At 60.3% G+C, this 18897-nt stretch carries 16 protein-coding genes; 7 read left to right on the plus strand and 9 right to left on the minus strand.

From position 1 onward, the window contains the following. The first annotated feature begins 31 nt into the window (after positions 1-31). The 3 genes from glmU to KY084_RS05715 all read left to right on the plus strand — a co-directional run bounded on the left by glmU (position 32) and on the right by KY084_RS05715 (position 4391). A complete protein-coding gene (glmU, locus tag KY084_RS05705) occupies positions 32-1408 on the plus strand; it encodes a bifunctional UDP-N-acetylglucosamine diphosphorylase/glucosamine-1-phosphate N-acetyltransferase GlmU (protein ID WP_219237485.1) in 1377 nt (458 codons plus the stop codon). An 89-nt stretch (positions 1409-1497) separates the two neighbouring features. Then, on the plus strand, positions 1498-3321 hold the full coding sequence (gene glmS / locus KY084_RS05710; protein WP_219237486.1) for a glutamine--fructose-6-phosphate transaminase (isomerizing): 1824 nt from the start codon (positions 1498-1500) through the stop codon (positions 3319-3321). 62 nt (positions 3322-3383) lie between these two features. Then, a complete protein-coding gene (locus tag KY084_RS05715; protein WP_219237487.1) occupies positions 3384-4391 on the plus strand; it encodes a zinc-dependent alcohol dehydrogenase family protein in 1008 nt (335 codons plus the stop codon). Between the two features lie 46 nt (positions 4392-4437). Here KY084_RS05715 and KY084_RS05720 read toward each other — a convergent pair whose 3' ends face one another. Next, on the minus strand, positions 4438-5271 hold the full coding sequence (locus KY084_RS05720) for a class I mannose-6-phosphate isomerase (RefSeq protein ID WP_219237488.1): 834 nt from the start codon (positions 5269-5271) through the stop codon (positions 4438-4440). Positions 5272-5687: 416 nt separating this feature from the next. Next, complete coding sequence (locus KY084_RS16310; RefSeq protein WP_246586960.1) at positions 5688-6422, minus strand: hypothetical protein; 735 nt, start codon at positions 6420-6422, stop codon at positions 5688-5690. On the opposite strand from KY084_RS16310, the gene KY084_RS16315 reads away from it, so the two are divergent. The 3 genes from KY084_RS16315 to KY084_RS05735 are packed head-to-tail and all read left to right on the plus strand — an operon-like array spanning position 6348 to position 10058. Continuing rightward, on the plus strand, positions 6348-7115 hold the full coding sequence (locus KY084_RS16315; protein WP_246586918.1) for an EAL domain-containing protein: 768 nt from the start codon (positions 6348-6350) through the stop codon (positions 7113-7115). The two genes, KY084_RS16310 and KY084_RS16315, sit on opposite strands and share 75 nt — an antisense overlap. Continuing rightward, complete coding sequence (locus tag KY084_RS05730; protein WP_219237490.1) at positions 7090-9612, plus strand: ATP-binding protein; 2523 nt, start codon at positions 7090-7092, stop codon at positions 9610-9612. The genes KY084_RS16315 and KY084_RS05730 overlap by 26 nt, the downstream gene beginning before the upstream one ends. Before the next feature lie 53 nt (positions 9613-9665). Beyond that, positions 9666-10058, plus strand: coding sequence for a response regulator (locus tag KY084_RS05735; RefSeq protein ID WP_219237491.1), 393 nt, complete (start codon positions 9666-9668; stop codon positions 10056-10058). A gap of 14 nt (positions 10059-10072) precedes the next feature. Here the strand turns inward: KY084_RS05735 and KY084_RS05740 are convergent, their stop codons facing one another. Beyond that, positions 10073-11227 (minus strand): N-acetyltransferase, encoded by a 1155-nt coding sequence (locus KY084_RS05740; protein WP_219237492.1) that lies wholly within the window; start codon positions 11225-11227, stop codon positions 10073-10075. A gap of 173 nt (positions 11228-11400) precedes the next feature. Here KY084_RS05740 and KY084_RS05745 point away from each other — a divergent pair, with 173 nt between their 5' ends. Continuing rightward, a complete protein-coding gene (locus KY084_RS05745) occupies positions 11401-12504 on the plus strand; it encodes a fatty acid desaturase family protein (RefSeq protein ID WP_219237493.1) in 1104 nt (367 codons plus the stop codon). Between the two features lie 209 nt (positions 12505-12713). On the opposite strand, the gene lptG is transcribed toward KY084_RS05745, so the two are convergent. From lptG to proB, 6 genes are all read right to left on the minus strand, one after another. Continuing rightward, positions 12714-13811, minus strand: a complete 1098-nt coding sequence (lptG, locus tag KY084_RS05750; protein WP_219237494.1) for an LPS export ABC transporter permease LptG — start codon at positions 13809-13811, stop codon at positions 12714-12716. Next, positions 13808-15001, minus strand: a complete 1194-nt coding sequence (gene lptF, locus KY084_RS05755) for an LPS export ABC transporter permease LptF (protein ID WP_219237495.1) — start codon at positions 14999-15001, stop codon at positions 13808-13810. Before lptF ends, lptG begins: the two co-directional genes overlap by 4 nt. Positions 15002-15109: 108 nt before the next feature. Continuing rightward, positions 15110-16372 (minus strand): serine palmitoyltransferase, encoded by a 1263-nt coding sequence (spt, locus tag KY084_RS05760; RefSeq protein ID WP_219237496.1) that lies wholly within the window; start codon positions 16370-16372, stop codon positions 15110-15112. A gap of 110 nt (positions 16373-16482) precedes the next feature. Next, entirely contained in the window at positions 16483-16728 is a 246-nt protein-coding gene (locus KY084_RS05765; protein WP_219237497.1) for an acyl carrier protein, read from the minus strand. A gap of 71 nt (positions 16729-16799) precedes the next feature. Continuing rightward, positions 16800-17705 (minus strand): NAD-dependent epimerase/dehydratase family protein, encoded by a 906-nt coding sequence (locus KY084_RS05770; protein WP_219237672.1) that lies wholly within the window; start codon positions 17703-17705, stop codon positions 16800-16802. A 40-nt stretch (positions 17706-17745) separates the two neighbouring features. Further along, positions 17746-18870, minus strand: coding sequence for a glutamate 5-kinase (proB, locus tag KY084_RS05775; RefSeq protein ID WP_219237498.1), 1125 nt, complete (start codon positions 18868-18870; stop codon positions 17746-17748). Positions 18871-18897 lie beyond the last annotated feature (27 nt).

Consider the following 18897-nt stretch of genomic DNA (forward strand, 5'->3'; position numbering starts at 1 on the left):
GGTTAAGGAAAAACAGCACTCCACCGGTTGGATGCGAGCGGGAACTGGACTTGTGACGAATTCGAAAATCGCGGCGATCATCCTTGCGGCGGGCAAAGGCACCCGAATGAAGTCCGACCTGCACAAGGTGCTCCACCCGATTGCGGGCCGCGCGATGCTGTTGCATCTGATCGATTCGGTTTCGTCGCTGAACCCTGAAAAGACGGTGGTCGTGGTCGGCGCGGGGCGTGATCAGGTGGAAGATGCCGTAGCGGGAAGCGGCGTGGAAATCGCGCATCAGGCGGAGCAGCTCGGCACCGGTCATGCCGTCGCGCAGGCACACGAGGCGCTGGGCGATTTCGATGGTGACGTCCTTGTCCTTTACGGCGACGTGCCGCTGGTGACGGCGCAGACCATGTCGCGGCTAAGCGAGCGGCTGCATCAACCGGATTCGCCTGCGGCGGTTGTGCTCGGCTTCCGCCCCGCCGATCCGGGCGCTTATGGCCGGGTGATCGTCGAAGCGGGCAGCGACCGCATCGCAAAAATGGTCGAATATAAGGATGCGAGCGAAAGCGAGCGTGCCGAAACGCTGTGCAATTCAGGGCTGATGGCAGTGCGCTCGCGCGACCTGTTCGCGCTGCTTGGCCGGATCGGCAACGACAATGCCGCGGGCGAATATTATCTGCCCGATATCGTCATGCTGGCGGCGAGCGAAGGGCGCGGCTCCGCCGTGATCGAAACCGATGCGAGCGAAGTCGCGGGCGTCAATTCGCGCGCGGAACTGGCGCAGGTCGAACAGGACTGGCAGCAGCGCCGCCGGGCGCGCGCGATGTCGGAAGGAGCCACGCTGATCGCCCCCGAAACCGTCTGGTTCGCCTATGATACGCAGCTTGGACGTGATGTCGTTATCGAACCTGATGTGGTATTCGGTCCCGGTGCGATCGTCGCGGACCGCGCCGTCATTCATGCTTTCAGCCATGTCGAAGGGGCGCAGGTTGGCGAAGGCGCGACTGTAGGGCCGTTCGCACGGCTTCGCCCCGGCGCGGTCATGGAAACGGAGGCGAAGGTAGGCAATTTCGTTGAGATGAAGAAAGCGGTGCTCGGCAAGGGGGCGAAGGCGAACCACCTGACGTATCTGGGCGATGCGCAGGTGGGCGCAGGCGCGAATATCGGGGCGGGGACGATTACCTGCAACTATGACGGGTTCTTCAAATATCGCACCGTTATCGGCGAGGGCGCGTTCGTCGGATCGAACAGCGCGCTGGTTGCGCCGGTCGTCATCGGCGCTGGCGCGATCGTCGCGGCGGGATCGGTCGTAACCCGTGACGTCGCTGATGATTCGCTTGCACTTGCGCGCGGCAAGCAGGAAGCAAAGCCAGGATGGGCCGCAAAATTCCGCGCGCTCATGAAGGCCAGGAAGGGCGGTTAGGCAGCGACGGACAATCGCGCCGACTATTTGCGCGGGACCTCTCATCGCCTAGGCACGCTATCGCAACATTATTGGAGTATTGTGCGTCCATGTGTGGAATTGTCGGAATCATCGGCACCGATCCGGTTTCGGACCGCCTGTTCGAAGGGCTGAAGCGACTGGAATATCGCGGCTATGATTCCGCCGGGATCGCCACGATCGTCGATGGCAGGATCGATCGCCGTCGTGCCAAAGGCAAGCTGGCAAACCTTGCCGAGCGACTGAGGGAAGAACCGCTTCCGGGCACCGTGGGCATCGCGCATACTCGCTGGGCGACGCATGGCGCGCCCACCACCGGAAACGCCCATCCGCACGCAACGGATGAGGTCGCGATCGTCCATAACGGCATTATCGAGAATTTCCGCCCGTTGCGCCAGGAACTGGAGGCGCGGGGCCGGACGCTCACCAGCGAAACCGATAGCGAGGTCGTCGCGCATCTGGTCAGCGAAGCGATCGAGGCGGGGAAGCATCCGCGTGAGGCGGTGGCGGCGGTGCTTCCCCGGCTGCACGGTGCCTTCGCCATCGCGATGCTGTTCCCCCGCTATCCGGACCTGATCATCGGCGCCCGGCAGGGCGCGCCGCTGACCGTCGGCTATGGGGAGGGCGAGAATTTCCTCGGTTCGGACGCGCATGCGCTTGCTTCGCTTACCCAGCGGATCGCATATCTGGACGAAGGCGACTGGGCAGTGGTCGAGCGCGATAGCGTTCAGATATATGATCGTGACAATGCGCCGGTCGAACGGCCGATCGTGCATTCCGGCGCTTCGGCGGCACTGGTCGACAAGGGCAATCACCGCCATTTCATGCAAAAGGAGATTTACGAACAGCCGATGGTCGTCGCCCAGACGCTGAAATCCTATCTCCGCCCGCTTGAGGAGCAGGTCGCGCTGCCCGACATGGCGTTTGACCTTGCCGGGATCGAGCGCGTGGCAATCATCGCATGCGGCACGGCCAGCTATGTCGGGATGATCGGCAAATACTGGATCGAGCAGTTTGCGCGGCTGCCCGTCGAAGTCGATGTCGCGTCGGAGTTTCGCTATCGCGACCCGGTCCTGCTCCCCGGCACGCTGGGCATCGTGGTTTCGCAGTCGGGCGAGACGGCCGACACGCTCGCCGCGCTTCGCCATATGAAGCAGGCGAACGTCACAACGGCGGGGATCATCAACGTACCGACCAGCAGCATGGCGCGCGAGGTCGATCTGCTGCTTCCCACGCATGCCGGCCCCGAAATCGGCGTTGCTTCGACCAAGGCGTTCACCTGCCAATTGTCGGTGATGGCAGCACTGGCGGTGAACCTCGCCCGCGCGAAGGGCAGACTTTCCGCCGCTGACGAGGCGGAGATCGTTCGTCACCTGATCGAAGCGCCCGCGGCGCTGAACGAGGCGCTGGCGCATGATGCGGAGATCGAGGCGATGGCGCATACCGTCGCCGCGGCGCGCGACGTTCTGTATCTGGGGCGCGGCCCAGATTATCCGCTTGCGCTGGAAGGCGCGCTGAAGCTCAAGGAAATCAGCTATATTCACGCCGAAGGCTATGCCAGCGGCGAAATGAAGCACGGGCCGATCGCGTTGATCGACGATAATGTGCCGCTAATCGTGCTGGCGCCGTCGGGGCCGCTTTTCGATAAAACGGTCAGCAACATGAAAGAAGCGCAGGCGCGTGGCGCGCAGGTGGTGCTAATTTCGGATGCCGACGGAATTGCATCGGCGGGCGAAGACGCAGTCGCGACGATCGAGATGCCGAGGGTCCATCCGTTGATCGCGCCGCTGGTCTATGCCGTTCCGGTTCAGCTTCTCGCCTATCATGTCGCGGTTGCGAAAGGCACCGATGTCGATCAGCCGCGCAATCTCGCCAAAAGCGTCACTGTCGAATAGCGGGAACGCCGGACGGGGATGCGCGGTTGAGCGAGCGATCCTTCCCATTCGGAGACAGTTTCATGAAAGCAGTTCGTATCGGCAGTCCGGCAAACCTCGACACGCTTCAAATCGTCGATATTCCCGATCCGGGCCAGCCTGGGCCGGGGGACATCCGGGTGCGTATCCACGCAAGTTCGCTGAACTATCATGATTACGCGGTGGTCACTGGCGCGATACCGGCAAAGCCCGGGCGCATTCCGATGGCGGATGGTGCCGGCGTGGTCGAAGCGGTAGGCGAGGATGTGGATTCGTTCGTTCCCGGCGATCATGTCGTGTCCACCTTCTTTCCGAAATGGGAGGCCGGCGGGCCGGTGACCGCCGGTTTTTCCACGACGCCTGGTGACGGTGTCGACGGGTATGCCCGTGAAGTGGCGGTTTGTCCTGCGAGTGGCTTTACCCGCGCGCCGAGGGCATGGAGTCATGCCGAAGCGGCGACGCTGACAACGGCAGGGCTGACGGCATGGCGCGCGCTGGTTGTTGATGGCGGTATCAAAGCGGGCGATACGGTGTTGACGCTTGGAACCGGCGGGGTTTCGATCTTCGCGGTTCAGATGGCGCAAGCAATGGGCGCACGCGTGATCGCGACATCGTCTTCCGACGCCAAGCTGGAACGTCTGACCGCAATGGGTGCTGCGCATGTCATCAACTACAAACGGACACCCGACTGGGGGAAGAAGGTCCGCGACCTGACCGATGGGCAGGGTGTCGATCATATCGTTGAGGTCGGGGGGCCGGGAACCCTGCCGCAATCGATCGAGGCGGTGCGGATTGGCGGGCACATTGCCCTGATCGGCGTACTGACCGGTCGCGGAGGCGATGTGCCTACCGCCCAGTTCATGTCGAAGCAGGCAAGGCTTCAGGGCATTACCGTTGGCAACCGCCGCCATCAGCAGGAGATGGTTCGTGGTCTTGAAGCGATGGCATTGCGCCCCGTGATCGATCGCAGTTTCGCGCTGGATCAGATCGCCGATGCATTCCGCCACGAGAAATCAGGCGAGCATTTCGGGAAGATCGTTCTTGAATTTTGATCGGATAGGGTGGCGGCCATCGCGAACGGCCGCCACTTTTTCGCGATCAGGAAATATCGGCCAGCGTCTCGCCGCAATAGGCGACCAGCAGATCGCCATCCGAGCCGACATTGACTGCGGCGCTACCGGTTACCGCTACGCATTGGCCGGCAGTCCATTCGACGGAATCGGCGGTGCCCGATCCGCTGACCGGCACCAGCCAGGCGGCCTCTCCGTCCGGCAAGGTGATCGTGCGTTCGCATTGCCGCCAGCGTTCAAGCACGAATTTCGGCCCCTTGGCGAGTAGCGTGCGATCCGGAGCGGGGGATGGCGGAACAGCGAGCGGTACGAAGGGTTGCGCTCGCGATACCGCTACGCCCTCCTCAAGGTGAAGTTCGCGCGGACGGCCATAATCGTACAGGCGATAGGTGAGGTCGACATTCTGCTGCACCTCGATCAGCGTAATCCCCGCGCCGATCGCATGCACCGTGCCTGCTTGCGAATAGAAATAATCACCCGGCTTTACCGGTTTCCAGTCGAGAAGGTGTTCGATGGACCCGTCCAGCGCAGCGGTGCGAAGCTGTTCGGCATCAAGCGGTTCGTTCGTACCGAGCGCGATAGTCGAATCGGGTTCGGCAGCCAGCACCAGCCACGCCTCATCCTTCCCGCGCGGATAGCCTGCGCGCCGCGCATCCGAATCGTCGGGATGCACCTGAACCGACAATTTTTCGCTGGTAAAAAGATATTTGACGAGCAGTTCGTCGGGAAAACCTTTGGGCGTCTGAAACCAGACTTCCCCTATCGGATCGTCCTGCGGGTCGGGGTTTTCAAATCCCGGCCAGAGCGCATGCCGCCCCCACGGCTTCGCCACGCGATGGGTTTCAAGCAGAATAGCGGCCACGTAACCTCCCGTTCGACTGCAAGCCGCCTGGTATCAGGCGATTGTCCGGAAAGAGGTGTATTGCCCGTTTAAAAAAGCGCCGTCCAGCGCCCCACCGCTGTCGCGTTCTAAAAAGCGCGACGATATACCCTTGGTATGAGATGAGCCGGACGGGCAATCCATACTGGATCGACCATCCGGCCAGATCGAGTCTTAGTACGGACGGATGATATCGCCGCCCAGACCATCTTTGAAAAGAATCGAAAACATAGACTTCTCCCATACGCGCATCAGGCGCGCACAAATATAGTTAACAAGAAATTAACGAAGTTTCAACCGGACTGCGGCGGGGTTTGGCCAGAGCGGAGGTCAAAATGCTGCCGGACCTTAATATTTTTTTCAGGGGTAGGGCTTACGCCGAATGAAGAATGGTTGAGCTACGTGGACATCCCATGCCGAACCGTCGGCTTGCGCTCTCGCCGCGAATTATCCTCGGCGGTGCCTGCACGAATGGCATAGTCCGGCAATGTGAGTATAAACGCCATGCGGACATGCCGCTGACCCTGAAATTCGATACGCCTGGTAATGTGTCCGAATCGGAAAATGATGATGATCGACCCCTGATCCCCTTCTGGCGCGGGCTTGCGCTTATCGAAATCGAAAATTTTGCGTCGCTTCGGCGCCATTTGGGACGGGAGGGAGCGGCCGAACTGGCAGACAAGGTAAGCAACCTGCTTCATGCGGAAGTTCCGGACGCGCAGGTCGAAACGGTGGGCCGCCAGCTGGTTGAGGTTTCCTTTACGTGCGAGCGTCCTGATGTCGCCGGCGACATACTTCGCGCCATGGAAAAACTCCGCGACGTTCCCGTGTCGATCGGGCGGGAGCGTTACATGGTCAATATGACGATCGGCGCTGCGCTCGCCCCGTCGTTCGACGATGACGAAGTTCGCCTTTCTGAAGCGGCGGAAGCCGCGCTCGACCAGGCACGCAAGGATCGTCAGACCGTTTTGTTCGATCTGTCGCGCGAGGAGCTTAAATTCCATCGACCGGCATTGGTGCGCGAACTCCCGCGAGCAATCGCCGCTGGCGAGCTTTTCATGCAATATCAGCCGAAAATCCATTTGCGGCGACAGGACATCGCGAGTGCCGAAGCGCTGGTTCGCTGGCAGCATCCCTCGCGCGGGCTTATCATGCCCGGCGATTTCATTGCCGCTGCGGAAGAGGCCGGCAGTATCGCCGCATTGTCCTTATGGGGCATAAAGCAGGTGATCGCCGACCAGCGCAGGCTTGCTGCAACGGGGCATGATATCCCGATTTTCATCAACATATCCGGCGTGTTGTTGGCGGATGCCGATTTTGTTGTCGAAGCGTGTCGGCTGTTGAAGGGCAGCAAGGCCAAGATCGGATTTGAGATTACCGAAACGGCAGTTATTCGCGATCCTGCCGTTGCGTTGCGGCATCTTCAGCAATTTGCGGACATCGGTATTCCAGTTGCGATCGACGATTATGGCGCGGGGCTTTCCTCGCTCGCCTATCTGAAGCAACTGCCTGCATCGGAACTGAAGATCGACAAGATGTTCATCACCCAGCTGACCAGCAGCAATCGCGACCCCCTGATCGTGCGATCCACCATCGACCTTGCGCATGCCATGGAAATGGAAGTGACGGCGGAAGGTGTCGAATCCCCCGCAGCGCTCGCGTTGCTCAGCGTAATGGGATGCGATCTAGTTCAGGGTTATCTGATCAGTCGTCCGCTTAATTTCGACGCTTTTCTGACCTTCGTCGAAAAAGAGGGGCATCGCGCAATGTCTATGCCGTCAATGCCCGGCATCCAACGTAATGAAGCGTTCTGGAAACGTGCTTGATTTAAAAAGATGCCCGGCAAGAAGAAGTTCGCTTGCACGTCGTAAAATAGCATCGAAGCTCTATTTTTTCGCCATTTTTAGCGTGTTTTGTTTGGCATTATTTAATCAAGCTTTTGCGGGTCCAAGGCCAGCGCACATTCGGATTCGCATCCAAAACCTACACGAACTAATGATGGCTAATCCTGAAAAAGCATCCAAGGAGGCAGATAAATTATACAAAGAACTTAAAAAATATCCGTCAGACAAAGAAGAAATTATTGCTCGAACAAACACCTTGGCAGTAAAGGCTGAGGCCGAGATGCGTTTAGGCCGAGTTAATGTCGCTGATAAGCTAGTTTATGAGGCAATGAATATAATAAAAAATTTTGGAGATTTAAAAGTAAAGGGAGATTTGCTTCTAACTAAATCTTCTATTGAATCCTCAAAGGGTTCGCCTGCAAGAGCTTTAATAGATCTTCATCAAGCTTTTGATATATTCCGGAAAAATAATGATACTAGAGGGCAGTCGGTAGCATTACAAAACATAGCGTTTTTATATTCATCTGCAAATGATAATAGTCAAGCTGAAAAATATTATAAACAAGCAAAAGAGATTTACAGTTCAGATGATTTATTAGAACTTTCTCTTCATAATAATTTAGCTAGCGTATTTCTACAACTGGAAAAATACAAACAATCAGAAAAGGAGTACGAGTTAGCGCTTATTAACGCAAAAAATCTTAGTAATACTCCTCTCCAAGCTCGTATTTTAGGAAACATAGCGAGAGTTCGTCTTGAAAGTGGTGACGTATCTAGCGCTCAAACCTATCTTAAAAAAGCATTTTCAGAAGCAGAAAAATCTAAAGTTTCATTGATACTGCCGCAATTGATGGCTACTCAGGCCAGAGCATATTTTATGCAGAGTCGTTACAAATCTGCTGTAAATATTATAGATAAACTTTATGAAGATGCTGATTCCGGTGATTTCTACTACGCCCATTACGTTGCCTATCAGGTGTATGACGCGGTGGGGGACAGCGACAAGGCGTTGAAGCATCTGGCCGCCGCGAAGCGCCTTAATGACGAGGCAACGAAGGTGGCGAGTTCCACCAATGCCGCGCTTGCCGCCGCGCGGTTCGATTTTCAGAATCAGGAACTGAAAATCGCCAAGCTGAAGGCGGACGAACTGCGGCGCAATGTTGCGTTCGAACGATCGCGCTCGCGGTTTCAGCGGACCTTGTTCGCAAGTATCGGCGGGGCGACGCTGGTCCTGATCGCGGTGCTGTCGTTCAGCCTGTTCACGATCAGGCGCAGCCGCAACCGCGAACGCGAAACGAACAGCAAGTTGAATGCGAGCAACATAGCGCTTGAAAAAGCGCTGGCCGCGAAGACCGAATTCCTGGCCACCACCAGCCATGAAATCAGGACGCCGCTGAACGGAATTCTCGGCATGACACAGGTCATGCTTGCCGACGCCGCAGTGCAGAACGGCACCCGTGAGCGCATTGGCGTGATCCATGGGGCGGGGGTCACCATGCGCGCGCTGGTCGACGACATTCTCGACGTAGCGAAGATGGAAACGGGCGATCTGACCATCGAGCGCCGCGCGATGGACCTGCAAGCGACGCTTCGCGAGGTTGCGGCGGTATGGCGCGATCAGGCGCACAGCCGCGGTCTGGATTTCACGCTGGATATCGACCGTGCGCCGCAATGGATCGAGAGCGATGCTGGCCGTATCCGGCAGATCATCTTCAACCTGCTCGCCAATGCCCTGAAATTTACCGAACGTGGCGGCATCGGGATCATCGTTGATGCTATGGGCGCAGGTGAAGCCGAGCAGCTCCGCATCACGGTGACCGACACCGGGATCGGCATTCCAGCCGACCAGCTCGAAGAAATTTTCGACTCGTTCAAACAGGTCGATGGCGGCACCACCCGCAAATTCGGCGGGACGGGTCTTGGCCTTTCGATCTGCCGCAACCTCGCCATGGCGCTTGATGGCACCATCACGGTCGAGAGCGACCTTGATACGGGATCGAAATTCATCGTCACGCTGCCGCTGGAAAGGGTGGCACCGCCACGGAACGATAACCGTGAAAAAAAAGAGGGCCCCGAACTACTGGTGCTGGAACGCAATCCGATCGCGCGCGGGGTATGGAAGCGCACGCTTGGCGAGCATGCCGGAACGTTGAACTTCGCCAGCGATTCGCAGGAAGCGTGCGCGGTTCTGGCCGACGGCGCGGTTTCGCTGGTGTTGCTGGACGAAGGCACGCTCACGCATGACGAGGGACAAGCATTTGAGATCGTCGGCGAAATCGCCCGGACGGCGCATGGCATCGGCACCCCGGTCGCGGTGATGTGGAAGGCGCCTGACGAAGCGGTCCACAGCCGGCTTGTCGAGGCAGGAGCCGACCATATCATCGAAAAGCCGATCACGCGTGCCGCGCTGGTCGGCCGCGTGTTTGGAAGCGGGGAAGAGCGCGGAATCGCGCAGGCCCTTGTATCGCGCGCGGCATAGCGCAATAGCGGTGTCGTAATGAACAAACACACAGCCATCGGACCACCAGAACGGTGAACGTACTTTTCATCGAAGACGACCCGATGAACCGCCGGGTAGTGCGCGACATGCTTGACGTCGCAGGCGCACATATGGCCGAGGCGGAACTCGCCGATATCGGCCTTGCGAAAATCGATGCGGAGGATTTCGACGTGATCCTGGTCGACCTTCGCATGCCCGGAATGGACGGGTTCGAGGCGATCCGCCATATCCGCGCGCGCGACGATGCCAAGCGCGATCTGCCGATCATCGTGGTCACGGCCGATACGGCGGTCGATTTGCGCGAACGCTGCCTGAAGGCGGGGGCCGACGAAGTGTTGTTCAAGCCGGTTGCGATGGACGCGCTGTTCGAAACCATCGGTGCCGTCCTTGCCGAAAAGGGCGGCGAGGACGGCGAGATTCTATAGGTTCATCCAGCCGCTCAAAGCGCCTTTTCGTAGATCTGATAGACGCGGTTGATCCGGCTTTCGATGGTCTCGGCGATCGCGACCATCCCCTGATTGTCGTCGAGAATCCACCCGATCTCGCCCCGTTTTGCGCCATAGACGTCGACGGATGCGCGGCGGATATATTCGATCATCATAAAGGCGAGTTGGCTCGCCATTCGGGAAGATTGCAGCCGCTTCACCACGCCCATCAGCGGCACCCGCATCGTGCGCACCTTCGGCTTGCGAAGCCACCATAGCAGCTTTGCCCAGCCAAAGGGCAGCAGCGAACCGTTTAGCGGCTTGATCGCTTCGTTCAGGTCAGGAAGCGTGATCATGAACGCCACCGGTTCGCCGTCCAGTTCGGCGATCATGATAAGGTCCTCGAAAACGATCGGCTTCAGCTTCTTCCCGACGTCATCGATTTCCGGCTGGGTAAGCGGGACGAAGCCCCAATTATCGGCCCAGGCGTCGTTCAGGATCGCGAGGATGGTCGCGGCCTCCTGATCGAATTTCGATTTGTCGACGCGACGCACGCGGATGCGCTCATTCTTCTCGCCCGATTTGATGATCCGCTGGACGATCGGCGGCAGTTCCTGGGTGATGTCCAGTTCATAGGTCAGAAGCTGCTTCGCGGGGGTATAGCCCGCCGCCTCGATCCATGCCTGATATTCGGGTCGATGATGCCCCATCATCACGGTGGGAGCGTGGTCGTGCCCCTTTATCAACAGCCCCGGCTCTTCCCAGATCGACATGCTGACCGGTCCCAGCGCGCGGTTCATCCCCTTTTCGCGCAACCATTGTTCGGCACGTTCGATCAGCGCGACGGCACTTTGCGCGTCTTCCGCTTCGAACAGGCCCCAAAAGCCGGTGCCCGAACCAAAGCCCTGCTCCAGCGGCATGGTGAGCGCCAGCGTGTCGAGATGCGCCGAAATCCGTCCCACGACCTTTCCGCCATGCTCGGCAAGGAACAGCTGCGCCTCGGCATGGCTGAACCATCCATTCTTGTCGGGGTCGATCGCGCCATAGGCTTCGCCCTTCAACGGCGGCACCCAATTGGGATCGGCGGCATTGATCCGGTAGGTCAGGTCGATAAACGCCTTGCGATCCGCCTTGGTGGCGACCGGGCGGATGGAAATATCGCTGGTCACGTTTGCTGATTGCCCTTGCTGTGGTTGATGGCGGCTTCCGCCCCTTGGCGCGCGCTGTCAAGGCGATGGCGCACCGGTACGGGCGGCGTACATACGCGATTGTGGGGCAAGGCCCGGCGGGTGACCTGTAAATGCCTCTGTATCGCCACTATCTTTGAATAGCTATGACTGCCATGGAAAGCTCACTTCGTCTTAACGGCGGCGCGCAGGTCGCCCCGCGTCAGGCCGCAACCCGGCCTTCGACGGTCCGTTCGTCCGACGATCACGCCATGCTGCGCAAGGCGGCGGAGGTGTCGCGTGACATCAATACGCCGCGTGCCGGCATCTACTGGACCGATCTGATCGCTTCGGCGGGGATCGGCTATGCCGCGCTGTATCTGGCCGCGACGCATTCGCATACGGGATGGGCCATCGTCGCCGGCGTGGTGGCGGTACTGGCGCTCTATCGTGCGATCAGCTTCATCCATGAACTTACCCATATCAGGTCCAGCCGCCTGCCCGGTTTCCATATCGGCTGGAACCTGCTGGTCGGTATTCCAATGCTCACCCCGTCGTTCATGTATGAAGATGTGCACAGCCTGCACCATGCCCGCACGCGCTACGGTACGGTGGAGGACCCCGAATATCTGCCGCTTGCGCTGATGAAGCCGTGGACGCTGCCTACTTTCGTGCTGGTTTCGGCGCTTGCTCCGATCGGCTTCCTGATCCGCTACGCCATTCTTTCGCCGCTCTCGCTGGTATTTCCCGCGCTGCGCAAACAGGTAGTGGAGCGCTATTCCGCGCTTTCGATCAATCCGCAATTCAAACGCCGCCCGCCGGAAGGTGATTTCAGGCGTTGGTGGAACCGGCTGGAAACCGCTTGCGCGATATGGGCCATCACCCTGGTAGGGCTGGTGGTGACCGGCGTACTGCCGCTGCGCGCGTTTCTGGTGATGCTGGCGGTCGTGTCGGGCGTTGCCGTCATCAATCAGGTTCGCACGCTGGTCGCGCATCTGTGGGAAAATGAAGGCGAAGCGATGAGCGTGACGGCGCAATATCTCGATTCGGTCAATGTACCGCCGCCCGCCCTGCTGCCGATGCTATGGGCACCGGTGGGGCTGCGCTATCACGCGTTGCATCACCTGCTGCCCGGGCTGCCCTATCATTCGCTGGGGGAGGCGCATCGTCGCCTGTCGGCCGCGCTGGAGCCTGAATCGCCCTATCACAAGTCGAGTCATAGCGGGCTGCCGGTGCTTGCCCGGCGACTGATCGTCAGCAGCCTTCGCGGCGGACAATAAGGTAATACTACGCTGTATGGGGCTGAGCCCCAGCGAAGGGCCACGGCAATCGGGCGCTCGCCTATATCGGTGACTGTCGGCGCGGCGGCGCTTCGCTCCTCGCGATGACGATACAAGGTGATCCAGGCGCAGAATTTTTCCGACTGAAACAAGTTCTACGCCAGGAGTGTCGCTGGGCTTTTATGCTAGTCTGGCTCGCATGGCCGGGACTATTCTTCGGTTCGGAACAGCACCGCTTCGCCCACCAGCAGGAACAGCAGGAACGGTGCCCACGCGGCGAGGAAGGGCGGATATGCGCCGATATTGCCCATCGCCAGCGCGAAATTGTCCGCCACGAAATAGGCAAAGCCGAGCGCCATGCCGATCACGGCGCGCACGAACAAGCGGCCCGATCGCGCCAGTCCGAAACCCGCCACCGCGCCGAGCAATGGCATCAGCACGGCCGATAGCGGGCCGGACAATTTGTGCCACAATGTGCCGCGCAAATCCTCGGTCGGTCGCCCGGCCTGTTCAAGGTCGTTGATCGCCGTTTTCAATTCGCCGAACGACATGCCGTCGGCGTTGATATTGCCCAGGGTGAACTGATCGGGGCGGATTTCCTCGCCAAAGCTAACATGATTCAATCGGGTGCGCGTTCGCGACGCGATGTCGAACACGACCGCGTTGTTCAGAATCCAGCGATCGTCCTGCCGCTCGCCGCTGGGGGCGAAGACGATCTGTTTCAACGACCCGCCATCGCGGCGGAAGACCGTGATTTGCGACAGGCGCGTGTCGGCACCGCGGCCTTCCACACCAAGCGCGCGCACCAGATTGTTGCCGTCGCGCACCCACACATTGCTGCGTTCGTCGCGCGATCGCGGCACCGGCCCGTAATCGACCTTTTGCCACTGGTCGAGCGTCGCGGAAGCGCGCGACACCACGCGGTCATTGAAAGCGAAAGAGACGATGGCAATACCAAGGCTCGCAAGGAGCAGCGGCGCAAGCACCTGATGCGCCGAAAGCCCCGAAGATTTCAGCGCGATGATCTCGCTATTCTGGTTGAGCGTCGAAAGCGTGATGATCGTGCCCAGCAATACCGCATAGGGCAGGAAAGTGGCGATCAGTTGCGGAACGCGCAGCGTGACATAATGCCACACCTGCGCCTGTCCGTTGCCCGGATGCCCCAGAATAGATGCCGATTCGCTGAGCAGGTCGAGCGTTTGCAGAATGAGCACCAGCCCGGCCAGAATCGCAAAGGTGCGGACCAGGAACAGCCGCGCCATATACAGGCTGACGGTGCGTGAGGGGAACAGGCTGGGCAGCGTCATGCGTCAGCCTTTTTGCGACCTGGCAGCAGGCGGACGAGCATCTTCGCCAGCTTGCCGAACCATTTTTCCAGCGCGCCGATCGGTTGTCCGCCGGGAACATGCGCCACGACATGATACATCCATCCGACCAGTGCGCTGAACAGCGCGAACGGGCCCCATAGCGCGAAGAACGGATTCACCCGGCCGAGACTCCCGAAATCCTGCGCATATTCGTTGATCTTGTGATAGGTCACGATCATCACGATCGACAGGAAGACGCCCAGCGCCGATGTCGACCGTTTGGGGGGCACGCCCAGCGCGACCGCCAGCATGGGCAGCAGGAATATCGTCATCGCCTCGACCAGCCGGAAATGAAAATCGGCAAGCGAGGCGCTGCGCATTTCGGCGCTTCGCGCCGGATCATGGCCCACCTGCCACAGCTGGGGCAGGGTGAGTTCGCGATTGTCGTTCCCGCGCGCGCGGAAATCCCCCATCGCGGGCAGCGGGATCGGAAGATCGTGCTGGGTAAAGGTCAGCACGCGCGGATTGCCGAAATCTGGGGATTTGTTGACCAGCGTTCCGTTGGTCAGGCGAAAGATGATCGTGTCGGGATCGTCGATGGCAAGAAACTGGCCCTTTTCGGCGGTCACCGTCACCCAGCTTCCATCCTTCTGGATCGTATTGACGAAAATGCCCGAAAGGTTCGCGCCATTGTCGCGGCTCTGTTCGATGCGTAGCGTCATCCGGTCGCCGAAACTGGTGAATTCGCCGACCTTGATCGCTGCGCCCAATGCGCCAGACCGCAGGTCGAAACGAAGCTCTTCATAATTATACCGCGCCCAGGGCTGAACGAAGCCGACAATGCCGAGATTGAGCAGCGCAAGCGCCAGCGCATAGACATAGGGCATGCGCATCAGGCGACCATAGCCCATGCCCACCGCGCGCAGCACGTCGAGTTCGGACGTAGTGGCGAGTTTTCGAAAGGCGAGCAGCGTGCCGAGCATCAGCCCGATCGGAATGCCAAGGCCCAGATATTCGGGCATCAGATTGGCCAGCATCTTCCACACGACGTTCACCGGGCCGCCTTCGGTCGCGACAAAGTCGAACAGGCGGCGCATCCGGTCGAGCACCAGCAGCATCGCCGCGATGATGAGCGTGGAAAACAGCGGCACCGCGATCAGCCGGGCCATGTAACGGTCGATCGACTTCATCGGCGTGTGCGGATGCCCTTCGCGAAAAGCGGCTGAAAGCAGGAATGCCCGCTATAGCCGGGGGCGGTCGGCGCGTCACCCCTTGTAGAGGCGGCGCGCCGGAGGAGGTCAGGAAAGCACGCCGGTCGCCTTGCCAGCCGCCTGGAACATGGCGAGCACCCGATCGATCTGATCCGCGCTGTGTTCGGCGCACAGAGAGCAGCGCAGCAGATAGGTTCCGGCGGGCGTCGCCGGCGGACGCGCCATGTTTACATACAGGCCGTTGTCGAGCAGCGCCTGCCACATTGCCACCGCCTGTTCCTGATCGTCGAGCATCACCGCGATGATGGCGCTGTCTGGCTTTTCGGTGCCGAGGCGGAAACCCATTTGGGTGAGGCCGCCGTGAAGACGTTTCGCATTTTCCCAAAGATGTTGCCGCTTGTTATGCGCGTGCATAAGCTTGCGGATCGACGCTTCGGCCGTCGCGACCACGCTGGGCGGCAGCGATGCGGTGAAGATATAAGGGCGGCAGGCGAGGCGGATCGCCTCGAACTTGGGATGGTTCGATACGCAGAAGCCGCCGACCGTGCCGACCGATTTGGAAAAGGTGCCGACGACGAAATCGACCTGACCTTCCAGTCCCTGATCTTCATACACGCCGCGGCCGTTGGGGCCGAAAAAGCCCATCGAATGCGCTTCATCGACCAGCACCATCGCGCCATGCTTTTTGGCGACTGCGACCATTTCCTTCAGCGGTGCGATATCGCCGAGCATCGAATAGACGCCCTCAAGCACCACCAGCTTGCCCGGCTCCTTTGGCAGGCGGCCGAGCCGCTTGTCGAGATCCTCGACCGAATTGTGGCGGAACCGCACGATCTCCGCATTGCCCTGCGCGCAGCCATCATAGATCGAGGCATGGCTGTCGGCGTCGAGGATGACATATTCGCCCTTGCCAGCCAGCGTGGAAATCATGCCCAGATTGGCCATGTAGCCGGTCGAAAAAACGATCGCGCCGGACATGCCGTAAAAGTCGCGCAGCGCCTGTTCTACCGCCATATGGTCGCGGAACGTGCCGTTGAGCATTCGGCTGCCATTGGTGCCCGATCCAAACTGGTCGAGCGCGTCCTTGCCCGCCTGAATGACGTCCGGATCGAAGGTCATGCCCATATAGTTGTAGGTGCCGAGCAGGATCGTGTCCTTGCCAGCAATCACCGCTTCGGTGGGGGACTTTACCTGCTCCATCACGATCGCGAAGGGGTCGGTAACGCCCGAATCGAGCAGCGCCTGCCGTTCGGCGATCAGCCGATCGAACTTGCTCATCAGATCCGTTTCGGGGGCAACCCGCTCCGGATGTTCCGGCGTCTGGTGCGCGGCTGCGGTGGCTTCGGTCATTGGGTCACATTCCTAAACCGTTCGTGCTGAGCCTGTTTTTGCCCTGCATTCAATTCAACGGCCGGTTAGCATGAAAGGGCTGCCCCTGGACACGGTCAGGGCAAACGGTTTCACTGGTTTTTCAGCTTCTCTACCGCATCAACCAGCTGACCGACATTTTCGATCTCTGCCTGCATGTTCATGGTGATGATGATGTCGAATTCATCCTCGATCGCCGCGACGAAATCCATGACCGTCAGGCTGTCCCATTCAAGGTCGCCGGCAAAGGTCGTGCTTTCGGCAAGGGCCACGCCCTTTTTGTTGAACGGTTCGATCAGGCTTTTGACCTTGTCGAAAACTTGCTGGCGGTCGCTCATGCGTTTTCCTTGCTCGTCTTTCGTGTCGCCAACGTGGTTGGCAGGCAAATGCGGCGCCATTTCGGCGCGGATTACAACAGGCCCTGCGCCCTATACCATTGCGCCGTCTCGGCAAGCCCCTGCGCGGTCGCAATGTCCGGTTTCCACAGGTCCGGGGCGGGGCGGTTGGCGGGATTGGCCACCCAGTCGTCGTGGCAGAAATAGGCCGCGCGATCGGGGGTCAGCTTTGCATGGGACCCGCGCACCAACCGGTCGATCCGTGCCCCTGCCATCAATGTCCAGCGCGGGCAGGAGAGGGCGAGGACGCTCCGTCCCACTGCGGTTCCGATCGCGTGAGCGAAGCCGCGATGGCTCCACCCATTTGGCACACCGTCATCGGGATCGAGCGTGTCACGTGGGCCTTTTTGCCGGGTCAGCGCCAGCAACAGGCGGGACAGATCGCGCACATGGAGCACCGACAGCCGCCCGCCTGGGGGCAGCAGCGCCAGATGGCGTTTCGCTAGCCGGAACAGGTCGAGCATTTCGCTGTCGCCGGGGCCGTAGATGGCGGGCGGCCGAACGATCGTCCACTCGAGCGGCGATGCGCGAACCAGCGCCTCCGCCTCCGCCTTCGACCAGCCATAATCGGAAAGCGCGGGTTCACGCGCCGCGAGGGAGGAGACGTGCACGAAGCGGGATACGCCCTGATCCTGCGCAGCTGTGAGAATTGCACGCGTACCCTCTATATTCCCCCGCGCGAATCCGGCGCGATCCGATGCGTTCACCACGCCCGCGACATGGATGACGGCGTCGGCGCTGGCGACAAGGTCCGCCAGCGATCGGGGTTGATCCAGCGCCCCGTGCACCCATGCCACGCCCTCGCGCGGCGGCTGGTCTCGCCGGGTGAGCGCGCGTACGCCGTGCCCCTTCGCCAGCGCGATGTCGATCAGGTGCCCGCCGACGAACCCCGTACCGCCGGTAATGGCGAGCGTAGTCACGCCGCCGAGGCCGCTGCCCGAACGGGACAATACCCGAAAATCAAAGCACCGCCATATGGCTGCGGTGCACCAGTGCGGAGCGCGGGGCATAGCCCAAGATGCGCGGAATATCCTCACTGCGCCGGCCGATGATCCGCGCGGCGTCGACATAGTCATATTCGACCAGTCCGCGCGCGATCTTGTTATGCTTCGAATCGACGATGGTAACCAGATCGCCGCGCTGGAACTTGCCCTCGATCCGGATCGCGCCGGCGGGGAGCAGGCTGTTGCCGTTCTGCAATGCCTTCACCGCGCCCTGATCGATAATGACGACGCCTTCATCGGTCAGACCGCCGGCCAGCCACGCCTTGCGCGCGCCGGCAGTGCCTTCGCCGACGAAGACGCTGCCGCGCCCGGTATCGGCAAATGCCTGAAGCGCGTGATCGGGATGGCCCGATACGATGGCGAGATCGGCGCCCACCGTGGTGGCGATCCGCGCCGCCTCGATCTTCGAAACCATGCCGCCCGATCCCATGCCGGAAGCCGAACGCGCATCCGCCATTCCTTCGATATCGTCGATGTTGCGGATGACCGGGATGAACTGCGCATCGTCATGATGGGTCGGGTTCTTGTCGTACAGCCCGTCGACATCGGACAGCAGGATCACGCCGTCGCCATTCGCCGCCTGCGCCACGCGCGCAGCCAGCCGGTCGTTGTCGCCAAAGCGGATGCGTTCGGTCGCGACCGTATCATTTTCGTTCACGATCGGAATGACGTCGAGCGATAGCAGGCGCGCCAGCGTCGCCGAGGCGTTCAGATAGCGTCGCCGATCCTCCAGATCGCCCAGCGTGACCAGCACCTGCGCGGCCTGAAGGTCTTTTTCATCGAGCAATCCGGCCCAGACCTGTGCAAGCGCGATCTGGCCGCGCGCGGCCGATGCCTGCGCATCTTCCAGGCTGTTGCGACCGCCGCCGGGAAGGCCCAGCCGGCGTGCGCCGATGGCGATCGCGCCGGAACTGACCACTGCGACTTCCTGTCCCTGTTTGCGTCGTTCGGCAATGTCGTGAACCAGGGTCCTCAGCCATGCCTCGCGCACTTCTCCGTCCTGATCCACGATCAAGGCCGAGCCGACCTTTACGATCAGCCGGGGGCAGCGTTTGGGCGAAAAACGGTCCGCTTCGTTCAAGCAGGGCCTCCTGTAATTTTATTCAGT

This window comes from Stakelama flava, assembly GCF_019351405.1.
Classification (GTDB): Bacteria; Pseudomonadota; Alphaproteobacteria; order Sphingomonadales; family Sphingomonadaceae; genus Sphingomonas; species Sphingomonas flava_A.

Coding starts and splice junctions, on each gene's coding strand:
- glmU (WP_219237485.1), top strand. CDS start 32: ATGCGAGCGGGAACTGGACTTGTGACGAATTCGAAAATCGCGGCGATC.
- glmS (WP_219237486.1), top strand. CDS start 1,498: ATGTGTGGAATTGTCGGAATCATCGGCACCGATCCGGTTTCGGACCGC.
- KY084_RS05715 (WP_219237487.1), top strand. CDS start 3,384: ATGAAAGCAGTTCGTATCGGCAGTCCGGCAAACCTCGACACGCTTCAA.
- KY084_RS16315 (WP_246586918.1), top strand. CDS start 6,348: ATGCAATATCAGCCGAAAATCCATTTGCGGCGACAGGACATCGCGAGT.
- KY084_RS16310 (WP_246586960.1), bottom strand. CDS start 6,422: ATGCTGCCAGCGAACCAGCGCTTCGGCACTCGCGATGTCCTGTCGCCG.
- KY084_RS05730 (WP_219237490.1), top strand. CDS start 7,090: ATGAAGCGTTCTGGAAACGTGCTTGATTTAAAAAGATGCCCGGCAAGA.
- KY084_RS05745 (WP_219237493.1), top strand. CDS start 11,401: ATGGAAAGCTCACTTCGTCTTAACGGCGGCGCGCAGGTCGCCCCGCGT.
- lptG (WP_219237494.1), bottom strand. CDS start 13,811: ATGACGCTGCCCAGCCTGTTCCCCTCACGCACCGTCAGCCTGTATATG.
- lptF (WP_219237495.1), bottom strand. CDS start 15,001: ATGAAGTCGATCGACCGTTACATGGCCCGGCTGATCGCGGTGCCGCTG.
- spt (WP_219237496.1), bottom strand. CDS start 16,372: ATGACCGAAGCCACCGCAGCCGCGCACCAGACGCCGGAACATCCGGAG.
- KY084_RS05765 (WP_219237497.1), bottom strand. CDS start 16,728: ATGAGCGACCGCCAGCAAGTTTTCGACAAGGTCAAAAGCCTGATCGAA.